Genomic DNA, 23,988 nt, shown 5'->3' with positions numbered 1-23,988 from the left:
GTGGCCCGAACAACTTGTAAACTCGGACAATGAGTGTAATCCGGCCCGCGACGGCGAACGATGTCCCCGCAATCCTGCAGATGATCCATGACCTGGCCATCTACGAGAAAGAACCGGACGCTGTCCGGAACACCCCGGAGATGCTGACCGAGGTCCTGTTCGGCGAGAACCCTCGGGTGTTCGCCGCGATGGCGGAAAATGAGGCCGGTGACATCCGGGGCTTCGCCCTCTGGTTCCTGAACTACTCCACCTGGGAAGGCGTTCACGGCATCTACCTCGAGGACCTCTACGTGCGTCCCGAGGCCCGCGGCGAAGGCCACGGCAAAGCGCTGCTGCAGCACCTGGCGGCGACCGCCGTCGAGCGCGGCTACGCGCGCGTCGAATGGAGCGTCCTGGACTGGAACGAGCCCTCCATCAATTTCTACAAGAAACTGGGTGCCAATCCGATGGACGAATGGTCCACGTTCCGGCTCACCGGCGAGGCGTTGGAGGCCTTCGGCGCCCGCCAGGTCCAGGCCCGTGGCTGACCACCTTCTCCCTTCCCGGTCTGCCGTTGCCCGGTCTGCCGACCGATTTGCGGTGGGGTCGGCGGGGGACGGTCGCCGTGCAGACCTGCCGCTGACCGGCTCCGGCGCGGCGGACCTGCTGGAGGCAGCGCGGCCGCCCGTTCCGCACACCATCAAGGCGCGGCACGAGTACCGCGGAATGCGCACCGCGGAGCACTACTTCGAAGTCCCGCTGGACCACTTCGGGGAGGACGCGGCGGCGGGTGAGACCATCACGGTCTTTGCCCGCGAATACGTCTCCACGGACCACAGCGAGGAAGAGGCCGCGCAGCTTCCGTGGCTGCTCTACTTGCAGGGCGGCCCGGGCGGACGCGGCAACCGCTTCCCGGCCCTCGGCGGCTGGAGCAAGGCCGCCGCAAAGGACTTCCGCATTCTGATGCTGGACCAGCGCGGCACCGGCCTGTCCTCCGCAATCGACCGCAAGACACTCCCGCTGCGGGGGAACGACGCCGACCAGGCGGACTACCTGGCCCGCTTCCGGGCGGATTCGATCGTCGCCGACGCCGAAGCCATCCGGCTGGCGCTGGGATCCGGGCCCTGGACCATCTACGGCCAGAGCTACGGCGGCTTCTGCGCCCTCAGCTACCTCTCGTTCGCCCCGGAAGGCCTGCGTGAAGTCCTGATCACCGGCGGACTCGGCCCGCTCACCGGGCCGGCGGACCGGGTTTACCGGGCCACCTTCCAGCGGGTGGCGGCGCGCAACGAGGAATACTTCGGCCGCTACCCCGAGGACCGGGCGGCGGTCACCCGGATTGCCCGGCACCTTCGCGACACGGAGGAATTCCTGCCCGACGGCGAACGGCTCACCGTGGAGCGCTTCCAGATGGTGGGGTCCTTCCTGGGCGGCAACACCCGGGTGGATGCCCTGCACCACCTGCTGGAGGATGCCTTCGTCGGTACACCCGCCGGCGACCGGCTCTCGGACACCTTCCTGGACCAGGTCCGGGGCCTGGTGTCACGCTCGGCAAACCCGCTGTATGCGCTGATGCACGAGTCGATCTACGGCCAGGGTGAGTCCACCGACTGGGCCGCGTGGCGGGTCCTGCAGGATTTCCCGGAGTTCTCCCCGGAGGCCCCCGAACCGCTGCTCACCGGTGAGATGGTCTACCCCTGGTATTTCGAACAGGATCCCGCCCTCCGGCCGCTGCGGAACGTCGCCGGGCTGCTCGCCGAAAAGGCCGACTGGCCGCCGTTGTACGATCCCGCCCGGCTGGCACGCAACACCGTGCCGGTGGCCGCGGCTGTGTATAGCGATGACATCTATGTGGACCGCGAGCTCTCGCTGGAGACGGCCGCGGCCGTCCGCGGCCTGCAGGTCTGGGAGTCGGCGGACTTCCATCATGACGGCATTGCGGACGACGGCGAGGGTATCTTTGCCCGGCTCCTCGGCCTGACCCGCTCCGTCAGGGCCTAGGTCCCGGCCCGGTCCAGGCCTGCGCGCCGGCCGCTACGCTGCTGCTGTCAGGCCGATGGTTGCAGCCGGCGGTCCAGGGCGGCCGCGCGCAGGGCGACCGCGAAGACCGCCAGGGCGACGGCGGCAGCGGCGATGTTGAGGCCCTGGTAGCCGACGCCGCTCATCACGAGTCCGGAGAAGCCTGCCCCCACCGCCCCCGCGACCCCCATCAGGGTGTCGGAGACGCCCTGCACGAGGACGCGGTCGTCCGCGCCGACGCTTTCGGCCAGCAGGGTGGAACCGGCAATCGTGGCCGCGGACCAGCCCAGGCCCAGCAGCACCAGCCCGATGGTGACCAAGGCAGGCTCGGCCTGGCCGAATCCGGCCACCAGGACCGAAAGCAGGATCAGGCCGTGTCCCAGCAGGATAATGGGGAGCCGGCCGGTTTTGTCCGTCAACCAGCCCATCACCGGCGAGAGCGCGTACATCCCTGCGATGTGCAGCGAGATGGTGAACCCGATCAGGACCAGGACGTCGGTGCTGGCGGCGTGGGCGTGGCCGGACGGCATGTCGCCCAGCGGGCCCTCGGTCAGCAATTGCAGGTGCAGGGGCGTCATCGACATCACGGCGGCCATGCACCCGTGGGCGGCAATCACTGCCAGGAGCGCCAGCCCCGCCCGCGGCGAGGCCTGGATGGCACGCAGGCCGTGGCGGAGGCCGTGCCGCCGTCGGTCCCTGCTGGTGCCGCCGGCAACGCTGGTGCCACCGGCAACGCTGGTGCCACCGGCAGCGCTAACGGCACTGCCGGTGTTGCTCGCGGACGCCGCCGGCCCGCCGGAACGGAGCCGGGCTGCCAGCAGCAGCGGATCCGGCCGCAGGCCGATGAACAGCAGCATCGCGGCCAGGGCAAGACCTGCCGCGGAGAAAACAAAGGGCCCGGCTAGGGCGGGCAGGCCCAGGGACTCTCCCACGAGGGCGCCGGGACGGATGAGGTTGGGACCGGCGACGGCGCCGATGGTCACGGCCCACACGACGATCGCCAGGGAGCGGCCGCGGTGTTCCGCATCGGCGAGGTCGACGGCGGCGAAGCGGGCCTGCAGGTTGGCGGCCGTGCCGAGGCCCAGCAGGGCCGCGGCCAGCAGCAGCACCGGGAAGTTCCCCGTCACCGTGGACACGATCACCAGCAGGGATCCGGCCATGGCGGCCAGCAGGCCCGTGATAAGGGAGGCGCGCCGGCCGCGCCGGCCGGCCAGCCCGGCGAGGGGCAGGGCGGCCGCAGCGGCGCCGAGGGTCATGATCGTGGTGACCGACCCGGCCCAGGCGTTGGAGCCGGAGAGCTGGACGGCCAGCAGGGAGCCGACGGACAGGCTGGCACCGCTGCCTATTCCGCTGAGGAGCTGCGCGGTGCTCAGCACCCAAACGGTACGGCGCTGGACCCGTTGGGGATCCAGCGCCGTACCGTTCACTGCCGTTGTGTCAAAGATTTTCACGGTTCGAGCTTAGTCGAACCGTGCTGCCTATTCGGCGTCGCTCATGCTCTTGCGTGAGTCCTCTTCGAGCCGGGCATCCACCTTGGACTGCGTCGCCTTGGAGCTGATCAGGCTGGCGATCACGGCGATGATGATGGTGCCGATGATCACGCCGAGCGAGACGAAGGTCGGAATCTCGGGGGCCCATTCGATGTGCTGGCCGCCGTTGATGAAGGGCAGTTCGTTGACGTGCATCGCGTGCAGGATCAGCTTGACGCCGATGAAGGCGAGGATTACCGAGAGGGCGTGCTTCAGGTAGATCAGGCGGGTCATCAGGCCGCCGAGCAGGAAGTACAGCTGCCGCAGGCCCATCAGGGCGAAGATGTTGGCGGTGAAGACGATAAACGCGCTCTGGGTCAGGCCGAAGATGGCCGGGATGGAGTCCACCGCGAAGAGCAGGTCCGTCAGGCCGATGGTCACGAAGACGATCAGCATCGGAGTGAAGACCTTCTTGCCGTCCACCACGGTGCGGAGTTTGCCGCCGTCGAACTTCTCCGACATCGGCAGGACCTTGCGGATCCGGGCGATGAGCGGGTTTTCCTTGTCTTCCTCGTCCTCACCCTCGTCCTGGGCCTGCTTCCATGCGGTCCATAGCAGGAAGACGCCGAAGATGTAGAAGACCCAGCTGAACTGTTCGATCACGATCGCACCGAGCAGGATGAAGATGCCGCGGAGGATCAGGGCGATGATGATGCCCACCATCAGGACTTCCTGCTGGTACTTACGAGGTACCGAGAAGCGGGCCATGATGATGATGAAAACGAACAGGTTGTCGATGCTGAGGCTGTACTCAGTCACCCAGCCGGCAAGGAACTGCCCGCCGTATTCAGGGCCGGTGAACGCGAACATGGCGCCGGCAAAGAGCAGGGCGAGGGCGATGTAGAACGACACCCACAGGCCGGCCTCCTTCATGGAGGGCTCGTGCGGACGCTTGAGGACCAGCAGCAGGTCAATGGCCAGGATGATGCCGAGGACGACGAAGGAGCCGATCTCAAACCAGACGGGAAGTTCGGGCACGAAGATACCTTTCGCAGGGTGTGACGGTGCGGTGTAAGTCTCTCCGACTGGCCTGGGTCCGGTACGACGTACCTGGTACTGCCTGGCTGCCCGCTACGCCCGGCAGGGCATCTATGCCGTGCGTGTTGACGATCGTAGCGCTTGGGATACTCCCCTACGTCCGCCCAACATTACCCTAGGCGTGCCCCGCGGACTGCATTTGACGCAGCTCCTTCTTAAGCTCCCCCACTTCGTCCCGGAGCCGTGCCGCGAGCTCGAACTGCAGTTCCCCGGCGGCGGCATGCATCTGCTCCGTGAGCTGCTCGATCAGGCCCACCAGATCCTCGGCCGGCGCGGCCGCGAGGCCGTCGGCGCGGACCTTCGCCGAGCCTTTGCCCTTGCCGCGGGCCTTGCCCGCGCTGGCGAGGAGTTCGCGGGTGTCGGCGTCCTCCTTGGCGATCTGGTCCGTAATGTCGGCGATCTTCTTCCGCAGCGGCTGCGGGTCGATACCTTTTTCGGTGTTGTAGGCCACCTGGATGGCCCGGCGCCGGTTGGTCTCATCGATGGCGTGCGCCATCGAATCCGTGATGCGGTCCGCGTACATGTGGACCTGGCCGGAGACGTTGCGGGCGGCACGGCCGATCGTCTGGATCAGCGAGGTGGAGGACCGCAGGAAGCCTTCCTTGTCCGCGTCCAGGATGCTGACCAGTGACACCTCGGGAAGGTCCAGGCCCTCGCGGAGCAGGTTGATGCCGACCAGCACGTCGAAGACGCCCATCCGAAGCTCACGGAGCAGCTCCACCCGGCGGAGCGTGTCCACGTCCGAGTGCAGGTACTCGACCTTCACGCCGTGGCCCAGCAGATAGTCAGTGAGGTCCTCGGCCATCCGCTTCGTCAGGGTGGTGACCAGGACGCGCTCGTTTTTCGCGGTGCGGTCCCTGATCTCGCCGAGCAGGTCATCGATCTGGCCCTTCGTGGGCTTCACGATCACCTCGGGGTCGATCAGCCCGGTGGGCCGGATGATCTGCTGGACGAAGCCGTCCGCCTTCCCCAGCTCGAACTTGCCCGGTGTTGCGGAGAGGTACACGGTCTGGCCCACGCGCTCCTGGAACTCGTCCCATTTCAGCGGGCGGTTGTCCATCGCGGAGGGCAGCCGGAAACCGTGGTCCACGAGGTTCCGCTTCCGGGACATGTCGCCCTCGTACATGGCGCCGATCTGCGGCACGGTGACGTGGGATTCATCGATGACCAGCAGGAAGTCGTCCGGGAAGTAGTCGAGGAGGCAGTGCGGCGCGGTCCCGCGGGCGCGGCCATCGATGTGCGAGGAATAGTTCTCGATCCCGTTGCAGAATCCCATCTGCTGCATCATCTCGAGGTCATAGGTGGTGCGCATCCGGAGGCGCTGGGCCTCGACGAGCTTGTTCTGGCCCTCCAGCACCGCGAGGCGCTCGGCCAGTTCGTCCTCGATCCTCTTGATCGCGCGGCCCATGCGTTCCGGGCCGGCCACATAGTGGGAGGCCGGGAAGACGTACATTTCGGTCTCTTCCCGGAGCACTTCACCGGTCAGGGGGTGCAGGGTGTAGATGTTTTCTATCTCGTCACCGAAGAACTCGATCCGGATGGCGAGTTCCTCGTACATCGGAATGATCTCCACGGTGTCGCCGCGGACCCGGAAGGTGCCGCGGTGGAAGTCCATGTCGTTGCGGGCGTACTGCATGGAGACGAATTTCCGGAGCAGGTCGTCGCGGTTCATCTCCGCGCCCTTGCGGAGCGTCACCATCCCGGCGATGTATTCTTCCGGGGTGCCGAGGCCGTAGATGCAGGACACCGTGGCCACCACAATCACGTCGCGGCGGGTCAGCAGCGCGTTGGTGGCGGAGTGACGGAGCCGTTCGACTTCCTCGTTGACGGAGGAGTCCTTCTCGATGAAGGTGTCCGTCTGCGCCACGTAGGCCTCGGGCTGGTAGTAGTCGTAATAGGAGACGAAGTACTCCACCGCGTTGTTCGGCAGCAGCTCCCGGAACTCGTTGGCCAGCTGGGCGGCAAGGGTCTTGTTCTGCACCATCACCAGGGTGGGCCGCTGGACCTGCTCGATCAGCCACGCCGTCGTAGCGCTTTTACCGGTTCCGGTGGCGCCGAGCAGCACCACGTCTTTCTCGCCATTCTGGATGCGTTCAGTCAGCTCCGCGATGGCGGCCGGCTGGTCACCTGCCGGCTTGAACTCGCTGATGACCTCGAAGGGCGCCACGACACGGTTGATCTGCTGGGCAAGACTCATGTATCTAATCTACCGCCGGGCTCCGACAGGATGTCCTGATTCAGCTTTGGGCGGTACCGGAGCCGGAGTCCGTCCGGGTCTTCGGGCCTGTTCCCGGTCCGGTCTCCAGGCCTGTTCCCGGTCCGGTTCCCTGGACAGCGGCCCCGTCAGGGGCCGTGTACGACGGCGGCTGCCACCCGGTGCGCTGCGCCCACGCATCCATCCGCGGCGCGGCGTACTCGGTGAACCAGCCTTCCTTGTCGGCGGCGTAGCCTGCGGTGGACTTGTCCACACCATGCAGTTTGGCGACCCGGCGCTTCTCGGCCAGGTACGCGGCCCGGGCGGTTGCGTCGTCGCGCAGCCAGTCCCGGAAGCAGAGCGCAAACCGCCAGCCCGGGGACCCCAGGGCGCGGACGTGGAGATTGACCGCCCGGCCGGGGTCGGCGTTGCCGTGCAGTCGCTTGCGCCAGTCCGCAGGGTCCGGGTGCGAGGGTTTGGGGTTGTCGGAGGAGACGCCGGCCCACCCGGGGAAACCCGCGTCGGCCAGGAGCGGCGCGATCCGCTCGGCGGCGGCCATGTCCTCCACCCCGAGCTGGAGGTCGATCACGTCTTTCGCGGCGAGGCCGGGGACCGCCGTCGACCCGACATGGTCCAGGGCCAGGATGTCCTCCCCCACGGCCGCCCGCAGCCGGGCAATGAGCCGGCCGGCCTGCGCGGGCCACTCCGGGTTGGCAGCCGTGAGCACCGGCCCGCCCGGGCGGGGTGCGACGCGGTGCCGGGACAGGTTCTCCGCGAAGGGTGCCAGGCGGAACTTCCAGAGCCGGTCCACCGCATCCCGCAGTTCGTCCTTGGTGCCCGAGTTGTCCAGCACGACGTCGGCCGCCGCCAGCCGCTCGTCGCGGCCCGCCTGGGCGGCCATCCGCGCACGGGCTTCGTCCGCGGTCAGGTGCCGGTGCTGCACCATGCGCTGGACCCGGACGGCGTCAGGCGCGTCAACGACCACCACGAGGTGGAAGTTCGCACCCTGTCCGGTCTCGACCAGCAGGGGGATGTCCTGGACCACCACGGCGCCCTTCGGTGCGGCGGCGGCCAGCGCGGCGGCCCGTTCCCTGACGAGGGGATGGATGATGCCGTTGAGCACGCCCAGGCGTTCCGGGTTCCCGAAAACAAGGGCGCCGAGCTTCGGCCGGTCCAGGCCGCCGTCGGGCGTCAGGATGGCCTTGCTGAACGCCCCGGCCACCTGCGCGAGTCCCGGCGTTCCCGGTTCAACAACCTCGCGGGCCAGGGCATCGGCGTCGATCACCACCGCGCCGAGTTCACGCAGGCGCGCGGCCGCCACTGACTTCCCTGAGGCGATGCCGCCCGTCAACCCGATTTTCAGCACCCCACCAGACTAAACTGATCCGGTGGCTGAAGGCGTGGATTATCCGGAGAGCAGGGCCACCGTTTACACCGCCCTGGCCGCCGGTCCCGAATTCCGCCACGAGATCGAGGTGAAACGCTCCCGCTTCATCACCGTGCTGCACCGCACCGCGGATGAGGACAGCGCCCGGTCGGTTCTCGCCGGGCTCCGGAAGGAATTCCACGACGCGCGGCACCACTGCTCCGCCTTCGTGCTCGGTCCGGACCGCGGCATACAACGCTCCAACGACGACGGCGAGCCGTCCGGCACCGCGGGCCTGCCCATGCTTGACGCGCTGCTCAAGCGCGAAACCGCGCCCGGCGTGACGGACCTCAGCGACGTGACCGCCGTCGTCGTCCGCTACTTCGGCGGGATCCTGCTCGGCGCCGGCGGACTGGTCCGGGCCTACTCCGAATCCGTGAGCGCTGCCCTGGACCGGGCACCGCTGGTGCAACGGCGGCGGCTGCGGATCTGCACCGTGGAGGTCCCGCACACGGCTGCCGGCCGGCTGGAGAATGACCTGCGCGCCGCGGGCTATGTCATGGCCGAAACCAGTTATGAGGCGCAGACTACTGTTCTGAGGCTGGCCCTGCCGGACGATCCGGAGGTCCTGGCCCGGGCGGGTGACCGGCTGGCCGGGCTGTCAGCCGGAACCGCCGTATTGCTGCCTGGAGAAACGGAGTGGATCGATGTCCCCCTCAACTGACCCGTTACCCGCCCCGGTCCGGCTCGTGGACGTGACCGACGCGGTCCTGGAGCAGCTCCTGACAGTGGCGATCCAGGACGCCGACGCTGACGAGGTGACGCCGCCGCTGGGCAGCGCGGCCGGCTGGAATTCGGAACGGATCAGCTGGTTCCGCGAATATCACCATGCCGCGGCGGGACTCGACGGGCCTGCGCAGCAGAAAAGCTGGGCGATCACCTGCGACGGGAAACTGGCCGGTTCCATCCGGCTCAAGCGGACCGGAGCAGGCTCCCTGGAAACGGGCATCTGGCTGGGCCGCAGCTTCCGCGGCCAGGGAATCGCGCGGGAGGCCCTTCGATTGGTGATGGACAGGGCTGCCGCGTCCGGCGCCACGGTCCTGGAAGCCGACACAACGGCCGGGAACACCGCGGCCCTTATGCTGCTGCGCTCGGCCGGGGCCGAACTGGAGGAAGGCCAGGCCTCCGACGCCGCCGCTGTCCCGGTCAGAGCCAGGATCCCGCTGCGCTAGCTGGACATGTCCCACGGCCCGCGACGCGCCGCCGCACCCCCACCGGACATGCCCCACGCTCGCCACCGCCACTGGACATAGTGCCCTATGTCCAGTGGCTGCGCCCACGACTGAGCATGTCCCGCGGAGTGAGTGTCAAACAATGGGGATGTCCCGCGAGGCGCGTACCGACCAGGGGCAAGTCCCCCGGCTCGAGTACCCTCGAATGGGCATGCCCCCCCGGACCCGGCGCCAGCGCACCCTTGGAGCAGGGCATGCCCTGAGCGCGCGCCCAAGATTGGACATAATGCCCTATGTCCCGTGGCTGCGACCAACACTGAGCATGTCCAACGAAGTGAGTGTCAAACAATGGGCATGTCCCCCTGGACCCGGCGCCAGCGCACCCTTGGAGCAGGGCATGCCCTGTGCACGCATCCAAGACTGGACATAATGCCCTATGTCCCGTGGCTGCGACCAAGACTGAGCATGTCCAGCGCGGAGGTGGGCCACCGCTGGGCATGTCCTTAAATGAAAGGTGGCCGCCCCTGGGGGACGGCCACCTTCACGGTGCTACTTCAAGCTGGCAACTGCCAGGCCCCGGGGAGGTGTCTCCCCGGGAACCAAGGGCAATTAGTTGCCGGTCAGCTTCTCGCGCAGTGCTGCAAGAGCCTCGTCGGAAGCGAGCGTGCCGCCACCGGTGGTGGACTCGGCTGCAGCCGGCTCGGAGGAGTAGCTGGTGGTGCCGGAGTCGCTCTCGCCGGACGTTGCAGCTGCAGCGTCGTCGGCAGCGTGCTGGGCAACCTGCTTCTTGTGGGCTTCCCAGCGGGTCTGGGCGTCAGCGTACTGCTGCTCCCAGGCGGCGCGCTGCGTCTCGTAGCCTTCAAGCCACTCGTTGGACTCCGGATCGAAGCCCTCCGGGTACTTGTAGTTGCCCTCTTCGTCGTACTCAGCGGCCATGCCGTAGAGAGCCGGATCGAATTCGGTGGACTCGGCGTCGACGCCCTCGTTGGCCTGCTTGAGGGACAGCGAGATGCGGCGGCGTTCCAGGTCGATGTCGATGACCTTGACGAACAGCTCGTCACCAACGGAGACAACCTGCTCGGCCAGCTCAACGTGGCGCACGGCGAGCTCGGAGATGTGGACCAGGCCTTCGATGCCGTCTTCAACGCGAACGAACGCGCCGAACGGAACCAGCTTGGTGACCTTACCCGGCACAACCTGCCCGAGGGCGTGGGTGCGGGCGAAGGTCTGCCACGGATCTTCCTGCGTAGCCTTGAGCGACAGGGACACACGCTCGCGGTCCAGGTCGACCTCGAGAACCTCGACGGTGACTTCCTGGCCAACTTCGACAACCTCGGACGGGTGGTCGATGTGCTTCCAGGACAGCTCGGAAACGTGAACGAGGCCGTCTACGCCGCCCAGGTCCACGAAGGCACCGAAGTTGACGATGGAGGAAACGACGCCGGGACGAACCTGGCCCTTTTCCAGCTTGTTGAGGAACGTGGAGCGGACCTCGGACTGGGTCTGCTCGAGCCATGCACGGCGGGACAGCACAACGTTGTTGCGGTTCTTGTCCAGCTCGATGATCTTGGCTTCGATCTGCTGACCGATGTACGGAGCGAGGTCGCGCACACGGCGCATCTCGACGAGGGATGCGGGCAGGAAGCCGCGCAGACCGATGTCGAGGATAAGACCACCCTTGACAACCTCGATGACGGTACCGGTAACGACACCGTCTTCTTCCTTGACCTTCTCGATGTCGCCCCAGGCGCGCTCGTACTGAGCACGCTTCTTGGAGAGGATCAGGCGGCCTTCTTTGTCTTCCTTGGTGAGCACCAGGGCTTCGACGAGATCGCCAACGGAGACGACGTCTCCGGGATCAACATCGTGCTTGATGGAAAGCTCGCGGGAGGGAATGACACCTTCGGTCTTGTAACCGATGTCGAGCAGAACTTCGTCGCGGTCGACCTTGACGACGGTACCTTCGACGAGGTCTCCGTCGTTGAAGTACTTGATGGTGGCGTCGACTGCTGCGAGGAAGTCCTCAGCGGTACCGATGTCGTTAATCGCGACTACGGGGGTACCGGGCTTCTCGGTTGAGGTGATGGTCATGTAGTAGGGGCTCCGTTGTGGATAGTTAGTCGGTCAGGCAAACCGCTGCGCCCGCGTCGGCGACACGGGCACAGAACACGGCAAAGCGCCGGGTCATCCTGATTTGTGGATTGTAGATGCGCGCACGTAGTACACGCCCGTTTAGTCTAGTCGCTTTCGTGAACGCGGGTCAAAGCGCATCGGGACGGCGGAGACCCGCCTAGAAATGCGTCAGGCAGTGCGGTGAACGTTCGACGGCGAACATCAGCCGCGCTGTCAGGGCCGCCCCCGGCGTGTGCTCGCTGATCCGTCCGGCGGCGGCGAGGGTCACCGGGCAAACAGCGCCGAGATAGATGGAGCCCAGGTCCGCGACGTCGAGGGAAAGGTCAGCTTCAGCGCCGTCCGGAGCAGCGGCAACGGTTGCCTCGCCGCCGCTCACGGACAGGGTGAACGTGCCGCCGGCCAGGCCCAGGGTGTCACTGACGCGCAGGACCAGCCTGCCATCCGACGAGTAACGCCGCGCGCCGAGGGCCTTCACGGTGTCCAGCACACGGAGCCAGAGCATGTCGGCGTTCTCGCCGGACTCGATGCAGCGCGGGTCCTCCAGGGCCCACGTCAGCGGGTCGTCCACGGGCGCTTCGGACCAGGTGACCCGCTGGATCATGTCGATACTGCCCAGGAACTGCCACAGCTCCAGGTACCCGGAATCGGTGGCCGCCACGAGGTCGATGACTTCCATGGTGTACGGCTTGGTGTCCCAGCCGGCGAACTTGTAGGCGACGTAGCCGTCCACGTTCCCGTCGGCGTCGTAGTGCAGGGCGCACCGGATCGATTCGTCCTCGGCGCCGTCCCGGCCGAGGGTTCCCGAGCTGCGCTGCCGGTACGCCTCCTGCCGCACAATGGAACCCGGCGTGGCCCGGTGGACGCGTTCGAACACCTCCGGCGCCAGTTCAAGGAGGACTTTCCGGTCGGCGATTTCCACCGAGCCCGTCGGCGTGTGCCGGAGCCGGAACCGCGGGCCGGTGTCCACTTTGATGCTGCGCTCGAACGTCGCGACGCCGAAGCCGAACCGCCCGTAGATGGACGCTTCCGAGGCGGTCAGCGCGGCCATCGCCAGGCCGTCCGCCTTCGATCCGGCGAGGTCCTCCGTCATCATCCGGCGCAGGAGCCCCTGCCGGCGGTGGGTCCCGCGGACGGTCACGGCGGTGATCAGCTGTGCTTCGAGCTGCCGGCCGTAGCCGACGTTGAGGTCCTTGCGCAGGGTGGCGAAGGTGGCGACGGGGGTGTCGGCCGCCAGTGAGTGGGCGGCGACGGCGCCGGTCTGGTAGACCCCGGTCATCTCACGATTGTCGACGCGGTACATCGCCATGACCTTGTCCACGAACTCGTCCTTGTGCCGTTCGTCGTAGAACCCGATGCCGACGCCGCGCAGCCAGGCTACTCCCAGCGCGTAGTCCGGTTCACCCTTTTCGGCCGCGCGGAACCGCCGGACCTCATACTTCTCAGCCACGAAATTTTCCCCCTAGGAATCCTGTCAATTGACCCAACTGCGCTGGCGCCCCAGTGCTCTGGTGCTCCAATGCTCGCGAAGCGGGCGTCAGTGCCCGGCCTCGTACCAGCTGGAGCCGATGCCGATCTGGACATCGAGCGGGACCGTCAGCTTCGCTGCGGCGCCCATCTGCTCGGTCACCAGTTTCTCCACGGCCTCACGCTCGCCGTGCGCCACCTCGAGGACCAGTTCATCATGGACCTGGAGCAGCATGCGCGATTTCAGGCCCTGCTCCGCCAGCGCGCCGGCGACGCCCAGCATGGCGCGTTTGATGATGTCCGCGGCCGACCCCTGGATGGGCGAGTTGAGCGCGATGCGCTCCGCGTTCTCGCGCAGCTGGCGGTCGGTGCTGGTGAGGTCCGGGAGGTAGCGGCGGCGGCCTTCGATGGTGGCGGTGTAGCCGTCGATCCTGGCCTGTTCCACCACGCCGCGGAGGTAGTCGCGGACGGCGCCGAACCGGTCGAAGTAGTCCTTCATCAGGGTCCGCGCCTCGTCGACGGAAATTTCGAGCTGCTTGGAGAGGCCGAACGAGGTCAGGCCGTAGGCCAGCCCGTAGGACATGGCCTTGACCTTCGAGCGCATCGCGCTGGTCACCTGGTCGGTGGGCACATGGAAGATGTTCGAGCCGACGAACCGGTGCAGGTCCTCGCCGTCCTTGTAGGCCTGGATCAGGCCGGCGTCCCCCGAGAGGTGGGCCATGATGCGCATCTCGATCTGCGAGTAGTCCGCGGAGAGCAGGCAGTCATAGCCCTCGCTGACCACGAAGATGCCGCGGACCCGCCGGCCTTCCTCGCTGCGGATGGGGATGTTCTGGAGGTTCGGGTTGTTGGAGGAGATCCGGCCCGTGGCCGCGACGTTCTGCGCGTAGGTGGTGTGGATCCGGCCGTCGTCCGCGACGGACTTCTTGAGTGACTCCAGCATCTGGCGCAGCTTCGAGGACTCACGGTGCGCCATGAGCTGGACCAGGAATTCGTGGCCGGTCTTCTCCAGCAGCGACTTCAGCGAGGCGGCGTCGGTGGTGTACCCGGACTTGATCTTCTTGGTCTTCGGGAGCCCCAGTTCATCGAAGAGCACCGCCTGCAGCTGTTTGGGCGAGCCCAGGTTCACTTCGTGGCCGATCGCGGCGAACGCGAGTTCCTGGGCGTTGTCGATCACCTTGCCGAGATCGGCCAGCTGCTCGTCCATGCGCGGCATGTCGATGGCGATGCCCGCGAGTTCCATGTCGGCGAGCACGCGGCTAACGGGCAGCTCAAGGGTGGTCAGCAGGTCCTGGGCCTTGCGCTCGGCCAGTTCCGTCTCGAAGTACCGACTCAGGGTCTGGACGACGGCGGCGACGTGGACCAGCGCACCGGCAGCGGCGGCGTCGTCCTCGCCATCAAACGCCAGCTCCAGCTGGCCCGCCTTGGCCGCTTCCGTGGAGACACTGATGTTCAGGTGGTGCTGGGCCAGTTCGGCCAGTTCATAGCTGCGGCGGTCCGGCTGGATCAGGTACCCGGAGATCGAGGTGTCGTCCACCACACCTTCCAGGCCCAGGCCCCGGCTGACAAGGGCTTTGAGGGCCGCCTTGTAGCCGTGCATGACCTTGGCCGCACCGGCGTCCCGGAGCCAGCTGGCCAGCACGTTCTCGGACGCGGCGTCCTGCGCGGTGAGGTCGATGTAAGCGGCCCCGCCATCGTGGACGATGGCCAGGGCGGCGGCATCCTCGCCGATCCGGCCGGGCACGAGGTCGACGGCGACGGCTGAGCGCTTGCCGGCCCCGGCCTCGAGGAAAGCGGTCAGCCCGGCGGCGTCCGCCGGAACCACGAAGTCCGGGGTCTCGAGGCTTTCCCGCTCCGCCTCCGGGACCTCGCTGCCGTAGAGGGCAAAGAGGCGGGTGCGGATGGTCTTGAACTCAAGCGCGTCGAACAACTCCTCGAGGGCGGCCTGGTCCGGCCGCGGATCCGCGAGCTCATCCAGCGTCACCGGGAGGTCGAGGTCCGTGTGGAGCCTGTTCAGCCGCCGGTTGCGCTTGACGTCCTCAACGTTTTCGCGGAGGGAGTCCCCCACTTTTCCGCCGATCGCGTCGAGGTTCTCCAGGACCCCCTCCAACCCGCCGTACAGGTTGATCCATTTGGCCGCCGTCTTGGGCCCGACGCCGGGAACGCCCGGCAGGTTGTCCGCGGACTCCCCCACCAGGGCGGCAAGATCCGAATACTGGGCGGGGCTGACAAAGTACTTTTCCTGGATGGCAGTGGCATCCATCCTGGGAATGTCGCTGACGCCCTTCCGCGGGTACAGGACAAAGACGTTGTCCGTGATCAGCTGGAAGGCGTCACGGTCGCCCGATACGAGCAGGACCTCGAAGCCCGCCTTCTCACCCATGGCGGCGAGGGTTGCCAGGATGTCATCAGCTTCATAGCCGGGCATCTTGATGGTCTTGATGCCCCACGCGCCCATGACTTTGTCGATGAGGTCGATCTGGCCGCTCATCTCCCGGGGGGTCTCGTTGCGTCCGCCTTTGTACTCGCTGTACTCGGCCTTGCGGTGGGTGGTGTCGTCCGAGACGTCGAAGGCGACGGCGACATGCGTGGGCTTCTGCTCCTTGATCAGGTTGATGAGCATGGACGTGAAGCCGTGAATCGCGTTGGTGTGCTGCCCCGTGGCGGTGGAGAACTTGTCCGCGGGCAGAGCGAAAAACGCCCGGAACGCCATGGAATGACCGTCCAGGACCAGGAGCCGGGGCTGGTCCGTCAGGGGAATGACGGGCGCCTCTGTGGCGGACACCGACGCCGCGGCCCGCGTGGACTTCCTGGCGGACCCGGCCCCGCTCACCGGGGTTGACCCAGCTGCCGGGAGGGTATCGGCTGCGGTGTCTGCAGGAAGGGTGGCTGCGGAATCGGTCGCTGCAAGAAGGGGGGCTGCAGAATGGGAGGCAAGGGCCGGTTTGGTAGTTTCGCTCACAGGTGCCAGCCTAGTTCCCATGACGGACAATTTCACGCCGGGCCCCTATGCAGCCGAACTGACGGCCGCCGGTGTTCCCGAGGAGATGCACGACTGGCTGGGGCAGTACGGCGTGGGCGCACTGGTGGTGAAGATGGGCATCCATTTCCTGGAAATGAGTCCCGAGCGGACGGTGGCCACCATGCCGGTGGAGGGCAACACGCAGGTGGCCGGAATCCTGCACGGCGGCGCCCACGTGGTCCTCGCCGAAACCCTCGGCTCCTTTGCCGCCGGACTGCACGCCGGGCCCAAACGGCAGGCGCTGGGAATCGACGTCAGCGCAACGCATCACCGGGCCATCACCTCGGGCACCGTGACCGGCACCTGCACGGCCATCCATCTGGGCCGCACGCTCACCACACACGAGGTGGTTATGACGGACGAGCAGGGACGCCGGCTGTCCACCGCGCGCATCACCAACCTGATCCGCGACATCTGACCGCAGGCCAGGACGCGAGGCGCTAGGCCGGACTGCTCCCGAACCGGTAGCGCAGCTCCACAATCCCCCGGCCCAGGGTGTGTGAGGAGATCAGCTCTAGCGGCGCGGTCGGCCCCGCCATCGGCAGTACCGCTTTGCCGCTGCCCAGCACCACGGGAATGATGGAGATGATGATCTCGTCCAGCGCGGAGGCGTCAGCGAACTGGGCCGCCAGGACCCCGCCGCCGACGATCCAGACATTCCGGTCGCCCGCATCCGCCCTGAGGTCCTCGACAAATTCAGCCACCGGCCCGCGGACGAAGGTCACGTCTGCCCCTTTGGGAACGGCGTGCTCGTGGTGCGTGAACACCCAGCAGGGGGTCGCCGGATACGGCCAGTTGTTGGGTTCGTGTTTGCGCAGCCAAGCGTAGGTGTCCCCGCCCATCACGATGCAGCCGACGTCCGCCATAAAGGCGTCGTAGCTTTCCTTGCCTCCGGCGAAGCCGTCGAACTGGAGAAGCCAGTCCAGATTGTCGTCACGGGTGGCGATGAATCCGTCCAGCGAGGACGCCACAAAATACTGGAATGCAGGCATGGCCCCAGCCTAGCCATTCCCGGCCGGACTGCCCATCCCTCAAGTCCGCGGTGCCGCGGGGGGCGCCGCGGGGCGCGTTGCCGGCTACTTGCTGAAGTAAGGAATGATCAGGTAAAGCCCGAACAGCACGGCCACGCCGCAGAGGCCGAAGCACACGTAGGCAAGCGGCCGCAGCCACGACGGCTTCCGTTCGCTGACGTCACCAGCGATGGCGGTCAGACGCACCCCCAGGGAGTACAGGACCACGACGGTCACTGCTGCGATGAGCGTTGCGCCCGCCACCTGAACCAGTTCCAGCCATTTCATTACAGTTCGCCCTTCGGCTCGTCCTTGGAGCTACTGACGGACATAGCTTTCTTCTTCTTGCGGAACCGCACAGCCTGGCCGGCTTGATCGACCTCGACGGCGTTGTGGTGCCCCACATGAGATTTCTTCGAGTGCAGGAACATGAACAGCACCGCACCGGTGCCGGCCACTGCAGCGATGACCACGCCAACGACGCCGGTCTGCACCAGAAGGGCGGTCAGGGCCCCCACGATTCCCGCGGCGGGGAGGGTGAAGAGCCAGCCGAGCGCAATCCGTCCGGCGGTTCCCCAGCGGACGCTGGTGCCGCGGCGTCCCATGCCTGACCCGATGACGGAGCCGGAGGCCACCTGGGTGGTGGACAGTGCAAATCCCAGGTGCGAGGAAGCGAGGATGGCCGAGGCCGTGCTGCTTTCCGCGGCGAAGCCCTGGGCGGGCTTGACCTCGGTGAGGCCGGATCCCATGGTGCGGATGATCCGCCAGCCGCCGGAGTAGGTGCCGATCGCGATGGCGAAGGCGCAGGAAGCGATGACCCAGAACTCGGGTCCGGAACCGGGCGCCTGGGTGCCCGCAGCGATCAGCACGAGGGTGATGATACCCATGGTCTTCTGCGCGTCATTGGTGCCGTGCGCGAGGGCCACGAGGCTGGACGTGAAGATCTGGCCGGTGCGGAAGCCGCCGCGCTTCTGCGTGAGCTTGCTGCCGGATTCCGGGTCGTGGCGGGAGGTCAGTGCATAGGCAAGCTTGGTGCACAGGTAGGCCACAACTCCGGCGATGATCGGCGCGAAAATCGCGGGCAGGATCACCTTCTGCATGAGGCTCTCGAAGTTGATCGAGTGGATGCCGATGCCCGCGATGGCGGCGCCGATCAGGCCGCCGAAAAGCGCATGCGAGGAACTCGACGGCAGGCCCTTAAGCCACGTGATCATGTTCCAGAGAATGGCGCCCATCAGTCCGGCGAAGATGATGTCCGGAGTGATCTGGACCCCGTCGGACCCTTCCTTGATGATGCCGCCGGACACGGTCTTGGCCACTTCCGTGGAGAGGAATGCCCCTACCAGGTTCAGCACCGCCGCGAGGGCAACAGCCGTTTTGGGTTTGATCGCACCGGTTGCGATGGGCGTGGCCATCGCGTTTGCGGTGTCGTGGAATCCGTTCGTGAAGTCAAAAAAAAGCGCCAGCGCTATAACCAGCGCCACCATGATGGTGATTTCCACCTGTTGCCCAATCTGCAGAGTCGACGGTCAGGGGTTTCATTCCCCGCTGCCGGCATCGTTCATCCGGGATATACCGGGAGGATGTGTGGCGTTCAGCAAAGTTGCCTGACGCGTTAAAGCGTACGGGATATGGCATCAGGGCAAAAACACGCGCGGGGACGGCGCCGGCCGGTGCAATTCAGCAGCCCGGCGCAAGTCCACAGCCCTGCGGTTCAACCTCCCCCGCGGCACAACATCCCGACCGTGTCAGCCCGGGTGGACGTCGGGCGTGCGTCCGGCGTCGATCATCCCGGCGATCTTCTCCTCCAACGCGGCAAGGGTGGCGTCCGGGAGCACGATCAGTCCGTCCAGTTCGCGCCGCGCCCGCTTGTACGCCGTCTGCCGTTCCGCCGGTGTCGCGGCGGCATCGGACGCGATCCGCAGCAGCTTCCGGGCCGTTGACAGGCGTTCCCGTTCCGGTCCGGTGAAGTTGCCGTCCTTGATCCGCCGCGCCTCCCGCTCGGCGACGTCGAACGCCAGCTCGTAGCTGGTGACGGCCTCACGGTACTCCGCCAGCCGCGCCGCCGTCGTGATCTCCTCCGGCGCTCCCGGGCGCAGTCCGTCGGCCAGTCGCTTTGCCCGCAGGAACGCTACAGTCAGGGGTTCACGTACGTCGGTCATGACCGGAAAGTCGATGAGTTTACCCACATCAAGCTCGTAGTCGAGCCACCGGCGGTTGACGGTGTCGTGGCTGTCCATGAGCTGCTGGACCTGGGACCGGCTGGCGCGTTCCACCTCCACGGCATGGTTCCGGAGTTTGTAGAGCTCCACCCGGCGCCGGTGCCGCCGTTCGCTGGCCTTGGACCATGACCGTGCCCAGCCGCCGAACAGTCCGCTCACCGGGAAGACCAGCCACCAAAAGTGGCCCACGAAATCGAAGAAGGGCTCCACTGCATCATCCTCCCATCCGGCCAGTACAGGCTCAAGGGTCCGTCACGGGGAGAGCCCCCTCCACTGAGGGGGCTCTCCGTGTGACAGCTGCCTGCCCCGGCGGTCAGGCCTCGTGCTTCACCTTGTGCACCCTGGTGACGAGGGTGGGGCACGGCACGTTGAGGAGAACGGCGTGGGCCGTGGAGCCGAGCATCATCCGGGAGAAGCCGCCGCGGCCGCGGCTGCCGATCACAAGGAGCCGGGCGTCTTTGGCGGCGTTGACCAGTGCTTTCGCGGGTTCGATATCGGTCTCCAGCCGCTGGTGGACGACGAGGTCCGGGTACTTGTCCGCGAGCCCGGCGACGGATTCGGCCAGGACGATCCGGTCCTCCTCAAGGATCGTTTCGGCGAGGCCGCTCTTCGGCAACTGGTTTTCGACCCAGCGAGCCGGCCGGCGGAAGGCGAGGACCACGGTCAGCTCGTCGCCGCCCTTGTCCGCGTCGGCGGCGGCGACGTCGACCGCCTGCAGGGACTCCTCGGAGCCGTCCACGCCGACCACGACGCCGGAGGCTCCGGCGTCGCGCTTCAGCGGGATGACGGCCGTGGGGATTTCCGAGGCGGAGACGATCTGCAGGGCCCGGTCGGTCAGCGGACCGCCGTCCATCCAGTGCTTGTCATGTTCGCCGACCACCACCATGGAGGCCTCGTTGGAGACTTCCCGCAGCACGGACCCTCCGCTGCCATGGCGGAGCTGGATGTCCACCTTCACGTCGGGGGCCTGCTCGTTGGCGCTGGCCTGCGCTTTCTGGAGAAGATCCATGCCGGCTTGCCTGATGATCTCGTGGTACTGGAAGTCCGGCGAAATCCAGCGGTCATCCACCGCATGAATGATGGTGACAGGAAGCTTGTCCCGGCCCGCCCGCTGCAGGGCCCACGTCAGCGCGGCCTCACTTCCGGCTGATCCGTTGATACCGACGACGATTGGTTTGCTCATTCTGAATCCTGCTCTTTTCCATGGCGCGGTCAATTCTGCATCGCATGATCGGGCGGCGCGACCGTAGTCATCCGCCACTTCAGTGTGCGCCGGGGGGTCACCGCCGGTTAGGGCCTTAAGCCCCTCACTCCCCCTCGCCCGCCCGCATAGCGTCGTGCCATGAACCAGGCCCCGCCGCCGGAACGCCTGCCGCAGCCGGCCGTTCCCCCCGTGGGACTGTTCCTCGTGACAGGAGCCCTCAGCGGCTTGCTCTCCGCCGCCCTGGGGGTTGCCGGCGGGATGTTAGAGCTGGCGCTGAGCGGGCCGTGGCCTGACGCCACAGACCCCGGCTATGCAGAGTATCTGGTGGCGAACCGGGCCCCGGTCCTGGCGCAGAGTATGTTGTTCGTCTGCAGCTCCGCCGCGCTGCTTTGGTTCCTCGGCTTGGTCCGGGCCCGGCTGCTGCAGGCCGAACCGGCGCCAGGGACCGTCTCCGGCATCGCGTTCGGCGCCGGGGCGCTGGCCGTGGGCCTGAACATCCTGGGCCAGGCCGCCCAGATCACCCTGACGCTCCCCTCGCAGGCCCGGATTCCCCCGGATGTCGCTGCAGCAGTGGCGGATCTGTGCCTCGTCACCTTGAACCTGGCCAACCTGCCGGCAGGAATGATGTTCCTGGCCATCGCGCTGCTGTCCCTGCGATTGCGTGCCTATCCCCGGTGGCTGGGCTGGATCGCCGCTGCTGCGGCCACGGCGGCGATCGTTTCCACGTTTTCGCTGATCCCCGCGGAGGGTCCGCTGTCCCCGACCGGCGCCCTGACCACGGCGCTGCGGCTGGTGCCGCTGCTCTGGTACGTGCCGGCCGCCGTCGTGATGCTGCGCCGGCCCGGCATCCTGCCGACGACGGCGGATTAGAAGCCGGTGGGCTCGGTCTCGAATTCCGGTTCCCGCGGCGGCCCTTCATGGTGCACGGGCCGCAGCGCGGCGGTGTGCTCGAACCAGATCAGCGCGTCGTATCGTTCGCCGATCCGGGTCGGAACGTAGTTCCCCAGCTCCCGCCCGGGATGGTAGACCACCCCGATCGCGCGGTGTCCGAGCCAGGTGGACAGCCACGGCCCGGACCTGTCCTCCCCGAAGTCCAGCACCGACGCCACCCCCAGGGCCTCGTGCAGGAAGTCCTCGTGGCTGCCCGGGCGCGCCGGCGGGACCGGGAGGATCCGCTCCGGGCGGCCCCACGCTTCCGCGGCGAGTACCTCACCCCGGTGCGAGGCGAGACCCACCAGCATCACGCCGTCCGCGGCGTGCCGTTCACGCAGCAGCTGCCCTACGTTGACCAGTCCGTCCTGCGCCATGTCCGTGGCGCGGGCGTCCCCCACATGGGTGTTGTGCTCCCAGATGAGCCCCTTGGAATGCGGACCGAGGTGCCGGCTGAGCCGGTCGATGGTGTCCGCCATGTGGTGGTCACGGATGTTCCAGGACTGGCGGTCGCCGCGGACCATGATCCGGTAGTAGTGCTCGGCGTTCGCCGCCACCTCGGCATTCTGCACTGCATCGAAGGCTGCCTCGCCGTGGTCCCCCGGGCCGGACACCCGGTTCCGGACTTCGGTGAGGAGGGCGATGACTTCGGCTTCGCAGGACTGCGGCACCAGCCGGGTGCTCCAGGCGTACTGATGGGGGTCCTCGTGATGGGGCAGGAAGCACTGCCAGGCGCGCTTGGCGGCCGGGACGGCGTCGGGGTCGTTCTCCTCCAGCCAGCCGATGATTTCGCGGAGCGAATCCCAGAGGGAGTACACATCGAGTCCGTAGAAGCCGACCCGGCGGCCCGGCGGCCGGCCGAGGTTCCACGATCGGAGCCAGTCCAGGAACGCGGCGACTTCCTCATTCGCCCACATCCACGTGGGCCAGCGTTCAAAGCCGGAGAGCAGGGCATGGACCCCTTGGTCCCGCCCGGTCTCGCCCCGCACCCAGCTGTTGATACGCCAGCAGTCGGGCCAGTCCCCCTCCACCCCGATCCAGGTGTAGCCTTCCTCCGTGATCAGGCGCCGACTGAGGGTGTCACGCCACGTGTAAAACTCGTGGGTGCCGTGGGAGGCTTCGCCGATCGCGACGAACCGGCAGTCTGCCGCGCGCCGGACCAGCCCGTCCAGGTCCCGGTCGGACGTCAGCGGCCGCGCCAGCGAATGGATCTCGGCGAGGACCTCGGACTTCCTGACGCCGGACGTCACCGCGGGTCCTCGAGTGAGATTTTTTCGAGGTGCTCCGGCACCCGGGCCCGCCATCCCAGCTCGTGCTTGATCCGCAGGCGCAGGGCATCCGACGCGTCCGGTTCGCCATGGGTGATGTACGTCATCCGGGGTTCCTTGGCCGCCGTCTTCATCCATGCGATGAGGCCGTCCGCGTCAGCATGCGCCGACAGGCTTTCCATCTGGATCACCTCGGCCCGGATCGTGATGTCCTCACCGTAGATGCGAAGCTCCCGCCCGCCGGCTGCGAGGGCAGCGCCGCGCGTCCCGCCGGCCTGGTATCCGCTGAGGATGACGGCGTTCTTCGGGTCCGGCCCGTAGGCGGCGAGGTGGTGCAGGATCCTTCCGCCGGTGAGCATTCCGCTGGCGGAGATGATGATCATCGGGCCGCCCCGCAGGTTCAGCAGCTTGGATTCGTCGACCGAGCGGGTAAGTCTGGCCACTTTGTACATGTTCAGGTATTCCTGCTCTATGAGCCGGTGTTCCTCCGGGTGCCGCTGGTACATGCCGGACGCGTCAATGGCCATCGGGCTGTTGAGGTACACCGGGATGTCCGGGATCAGGTGTTTGCCGCGGAGGCGGGACAGGTGCAGCATCAGCGTCTCGGCACGGCCGACGGCGAAGGCGGCGAACAGGACCACGCCGCCTCGCTTCGCGACCCGGTTGATGATGTCCCCAAGCTGGAGTTCGGGATCGGTGGTGTCGTGTTTCCGGTTTCCGTAGGTGGACTCCGTGACCAGGACGTCGGTCTCCCCCAGAGGCCGGGGCGGCTTCATCAGGGGGTCGTCCGTCCGGCCCAGGTCCCCGGTGAAGTGCACCGAGTGTGAGCCAATCCGCACACGGACCTGGGCGGCGCCGAGGATGTGACCGGCCGGCAGGAATGTCATTTCCATCCCGCCGCCGAGGTCCAGCGGATCGTCGAAATCGTGGATCTTGAACCTGTTGAGGGACGTGACGGCGTCGGCGGCGGTGTACAGCGGCAGCGCCGGACTGTGCCTGGACGATCTGCGGTGCGTCGCGTACCGGGCTTCCTCCTCCTGCAGGTAGCCGCTGTCGGGCAGGAGCAGCTTGCACAGGTCCGTGGTCCCGTCGGTGGCGATGACCGGCCCGGCGAACCCGTCCCGCACCAGTGCGGGAACGTAGCCGGTGTGGTCCAGGTGCGCGTGGGTCAGGACGACGGCGTCGATCGAGTGCGGCGGGACGGGGAAGGGCGCCCGGTTGCGTTCCCGGCTGCGCTTGTAGCCCTGGAAGAGCCCGCAGTCCACCAGCACCCGCTTCCCGCCGGCCTCCAGCAGGTACCTGGAGCCGGTGACGGTGTCGGTGGCTCCGAGGAAACGCAGGGTGGGCTCCTGATGCTTCATGACGCTCCCGTTCCCGC

At 67.1% G+C, this 23,988-nt stretch carries 20 protein-coding genes; 6 read left to right on the top strand and 14 right to left on the bottom strand.

Translation table 11 applies throughout. The features are described from left to right. Window positions 1-29 precede the first annotated feature (29 nt). A complete protein-coding gene (locus FS787_RS00720; protein ID WP_144670162.1) occupies window positions 30-527 on the top strand; it encodes a GNAT family N-acetyltransferase in 498 nt (165 codons plus the stop codon). Window positions 528-705: 178 nt separating this feature from the next. After that, window positions 706-1,980 carry an alpha/beta fold hydrolase gene (locus tag FS787_RS00715; RefSeq protein WP_144671796.1) on the top strand — a complete coding sequence of 425 codons (1,275 nt, stop codon included), beginning with the start codon at window positions 706-708 and terminating at the stop codon, window positions 1,978-1,980. Window positions 1,981-2,027: 47 nt separating this feature from the next. Here the strand turns inward: FS787_RS00715 and FS787_RS00710 are convergent, their stop codons facing one another. From FS787_RS00710 to coaE, 4 genes are all read right to left on the bottom strand, one after another. Continuing rightward, window positions 2,028-3,449, bottom strand: a complete 1,422-nt coding sequence (locus FS787_RS00710; protein WP_260982336.1) for an MFS transporter — start codon at window positions 3,447-3,449, stop codon at window positions 2,028-2,030. A gap of 27 nt (window positions 3,450-3,476) precedes the next feature. Continuing rightward, window positions 3,477-4,505, bottom strand: coding sequence for a TerC family protein (locus tag FS787_RS00705; RefSeq protein WP_144670160.1), 1,029 nt, complete (start codon window positions 4,503-4,505; stop codon window positions 3,477-3,479). A 175-nt stretch (window positions 4,506-4,680) separates the two neighbouring features. Continuing rightward, window positions 4,681-6,762 carry an excinuclease ABC subunit UvrB gene (gene uvrB / locus FS787_RS00700; protein ID WP_144670158.1) on the bottom strand — a complete coding sequence of 694 codons (2,082 nt, stop codon included), beginning with the start codon at window positions 6,760-6,762 and terminating at the stop codon, window positions 4,681-4,683. Window positions 6,763-6,802: 40 nt separating this feature from the next. After that, window positions 6,803-8,125: a dephospho-CoA kinase gene (coaE, locus tag FS787_RS00695; protein ID WP_144670156.1), complete on the bottom strand. Its 1,323-nt coding sequence runs from the start codon at window positions 8,123-8,125 to the stop codon at window positions 6,803-6,805. A 22-nt stretch (window positions 8,126-8,147) separates the two neighbouring features. On the opposite strand from coaE, the gene FS787_RS00690 reads away from it, so the two are divergent. Both FS787_RS00690 and FS787_RS00685 read left to right on the top strand, forming a co-directional pair. Beyond that, a complete protein-coding gene (locus FS787_RS00690; protein WP_260982335.1) occupies window positions 8,148-8,849 on the top strand; it encodes a YigZ family protein in 702 nt (233 codons plus the stop codon). Next, window positions 8,833-9,357, top strand: a complete 525-nt coding sequence (locus tag FS787_RS00685) for a GNAT family N-acetyltransferase (RefSeq protein ID WP_144670154.1) — start codon at window positions 8,833-8,835, stop codon at window positions 9,355-9,357. Before FS787_RS00690 ends, FS787_RS00685 begins: the two co-directional genes overlap by 17 nt. A 609-nt stretch (window positions 9,358-9,966) precedes the next feature. On the opposite strand, the gene rpsA is transcribed toward FS787_RS00685, so the two are convergent. The 3 genes from rpsA to polA form a co-directional block, all read right to left on the bottom strand. Next, entirely contained in the window at window positions 9,967-11,448 is a 1,482-nt protein-coding gene (gene rpsA, locus FS787_RS00680; protein WP_056433914.1) for a 30S ribosomal protein S1, read from the bottom strand. A gap of 199 nt (window positions 11,449-11,647) precedes the next feature. Next, complete coding sequence (locus tag FS787_RS00675; protein WP_144670152.1) at window positions 11,648-12,937, bottom strand: GNAT family N-acetyltransferase; 1,290 nt, start codon at window positions 12,935-12,937, stop codon at window positions 11,648-11,650. Window positions 12,938-13,024: 87 nt separating this feature from the next. Beyond that, on the bottom strand, window positions 13,025-15,937 hold the full coding sequence (gene polA, locus FS787_RS00670) for a DNA polymerase I (protein ID WP_260982334.1): 2,913 nt from the start codon (window positions 15,935-15,937) through the stop codon (window positions 13,025-13,027). On the opposite strand from polA, the gene FS787_RS00665 reads away from it, so the two are divergent. After that, window positions 15,936-16,394, top strand: a complete 459-nt coding sequence (locus tag FS787_RS00665; protein WP_144670150.1) for a hotdog fold thioesterase — start codon at window positions 15,936-15,938, stop codon at window positions 16,392-16,394. The genes polA and FS787_RS00665 overlap by 2 nt on opposite strands. 22 nt (window positions 16,395-16,416) lie before the next feature. On the opposite strand, the gene FS787_RS00660 is transcribed toward FS787_RS00665, so the two are convergent. The 5 genes from FS787_RS00660 to FS787_RS00640 all read right to left on the bottom strand — a co-directional run bounded on the left by FS787_RS00660 (window position 16,417) and on the right by FS787_RS00640 (window position 20,391). Further along, the gene (locus FS787_RS00660) at window positions 16,417-16,968 is read right to left on the bottom strand and encodes a dihydrofolate reductase family protein (RefSeq protein WP_144670148.1); all 552 of its coding nucleotides are present in this window, start codon (window positions 16,966-16,968) and stop codon (window positions 16,417-16,419) included. An 84-nt stretch (window positions 16,969-17,052) separates the two neighbouring features. Continuing rightward, on the bottom strand, window positions 17,053-17,274 hold the full coding sequence (locus FS787_RS00655) for a hypothetical protein (RefSeq protein ID WP_144670146.1): 222 nt from the start codon (window positions 17,272-17,274) through the stop codon (window positions 17,053-17,055). Continuing rightward, a complete protein-coding gene (locus FS787_RS00650; RefSeq protein ID WP_144670144.1) occupies window positions 17,274-18,488 on the bottom strand; it encodes an inorganic phosphate transporter in 1,215 nt (404 codons plus the stop codon). The genes FS787_RS00655 and FS787_RS00650 overlap by 1 nt, the downstream gene beginning before the upstream one ends. A gap of 246 nt (window positions 18,489-18,734) precedes the next feature. Beyond that, window positions 18,735-19,418, bottom strand: a complete 684-nt coding sequence (locus FS787_RS00645; protein WP_144670142.1) for a hypothetical protein — start codon at window positions 19,416-19,418, stop codon at window positions 18,735-18,737. 103 nt (window positions 19,419-19,521) lie between these two features. Further along, a complete protein-coding gene (locus FS787_RS00640; RefSeq protein WP_144670140.1) occupies window positions 19,522-20,391 on the bottom strand; it encodes a universal stress protein in 870 nt (289 codons plus the stop codon). A gap of 159 nt (window positions 20,392-20,550) precedes the next feature. On the opposite strand from FS787_RS00640, the gene FS787_RS00635 reads away from it, so the two are divergent. Then, the gene (locus tag FS787_RS00635) at window positions 20,551-21,282 is read left to right on the top strand and encodes a hypothetical protein (RefSeq protein ID WP_144670138.1); all 732 of its coding nucleotides are present in this window, start codon (window positions 20,551-20,553) and stop codon (window positions 21,280-21,282) included. Here FS787_RS00635 and FS787_RS00630 read toward each other — a convergent pair. Both FS787_RS00630 and FS787_RS00625 read right to left on the bottom strand, forming a co-directional pair. After that, window positions 21,279-22,592 carry an erythromycin esterase family protein gene (locus tag FS787_RS00630; protein ID WP_260982333.1) on the bottom strand — a complete coding sequence of 438 codons (1,314 nt, stop codon included), beginning with the start codon at window positions 22,590-22,592 and terminating at the stop codon, window positions 21,279-21,281. The genes FS787_RS00635 and FS787_RS00630 overlap by 4 nt on opposite strands. Further along, window positions 22,589-23,971 carry an MBL fold metallo-hydrolase RNA specificity domain-containing protein gene (locus tag FS787_RS00625; protein ID WP_144670134.1) on the bottom strand — a complete coding sequence of 461 codons (1,383 nt, stop codon included), beginning with the start codon at window positions 23,969-23,971 and terminating at the stop codon, window positions 22,589-22,591. Before FS787_RS00625 ends, FS787_RS00630 begins: the two co-directional genes overlap by 4 nt. Between the last annotated feature and the right edge of the window lie 17 nt (window positions 23,972-23,988).

The sequence above is a fragment of the Arthrobacter sp. U41 genome (genome assembly GCF_007679325.1).
GTDB lineage: Bacteria > Actinomycetota > Actinomycetes > Actinomycetales > Micrococcaceae > Arthrobacter.
The sequence above is the reverse complement of the archived record's forward strand: the minus strand, read 5'-3'. Positions and strand labels throughout refer to the sequence as shown.

Excerpts from the sequence above, each read along its gene's own strand:
- FS787_RS00720 (WP_144670162.1), top strand. The coding sequence starts at position 30 with ATGAGTGTAATCCGGCCCGCGACGGCGAACGATGTCCCCGCAATCCTG.
- polA (WP_260982334.1), bottom strand. The coding sequence starts at position 15,937 with ATGGGAACTAGGCTGGCACCTGTGAGCGAAACTACCAAACCGGCCCTT.
- FS787_RS00635 (WP_144670138.1), top strand. The coding sequence starts at position 20,551 with ATGAACCAGGCCCCGCCGCCGGAACGCCTGCCGCAGCCGGCCGTTCCC.
- FS787_RS00640 (WP_144670140.1), bottom strand. The coding sequence starts at position 20,391 with ATGAGCAAACCAATCGTCGTCGGTATCAACGGATCAGCCGGAAGTGAG.
- uvrB (WP_144670158.1), bottom strand. The coding sequence starts at position 6,762 with ATGAGTCTTGCCCAGCAGATCAACCGTGTCGTGGCGCCCTTCGAGGTC.
- FS787_RS00655 (WP_144670146.1), bottom strand. The coding sequence starts at position 17,274 with ATGAAATGGCTGGAACTGGTTCAGGTGGCGGGCGCAACGCTCATCGCA.
- FS787_RS00660 (WP_144670148.1), bottom strand. The coding sequence starts at position 16,968 with ATGCCTGCATTCCAGTATTTTGTGGCGTCCTCGCTGGACGGATTCATC.
- FS787_RS00625 (WP_144670134.1), bottom strand. The coding sequence starts at position 23,971 with ATGAAGCATCAGGAGCCCACCCTGCGTTTCCTCGGAGCCACCGACACC.
- rpsA (WP_056433914.1), bottom strand. The coding sequence starts at position 11,448 with ATGACCATCACCTCAACCGAGAAGCCCGGTACCCCCGTAGTCGCGATT.
- FS787_RS00685 (WP_144670154.1), top strand. The coding sequence starts at position 8,833 with ATGTCCCCCTCAACTGACCCGTTACCCGCCCCGGTCCGGCTCGTGGAC.
- FS787_RS00715 (WP_144671796.1), top strand. The coding sequence starts at position 706 with ATGCGCACCGCGGAGCACTACTTCGAAGTCCCGCTGGACCACTTCGGG.
- FS787_RS00665 (WP_144670150.1), top strand. The coding sequence starts at position 15,936 with ATGACGGACAATTTCACGCCGGGCCCCTATGCAGCCGAACTGACGGCC.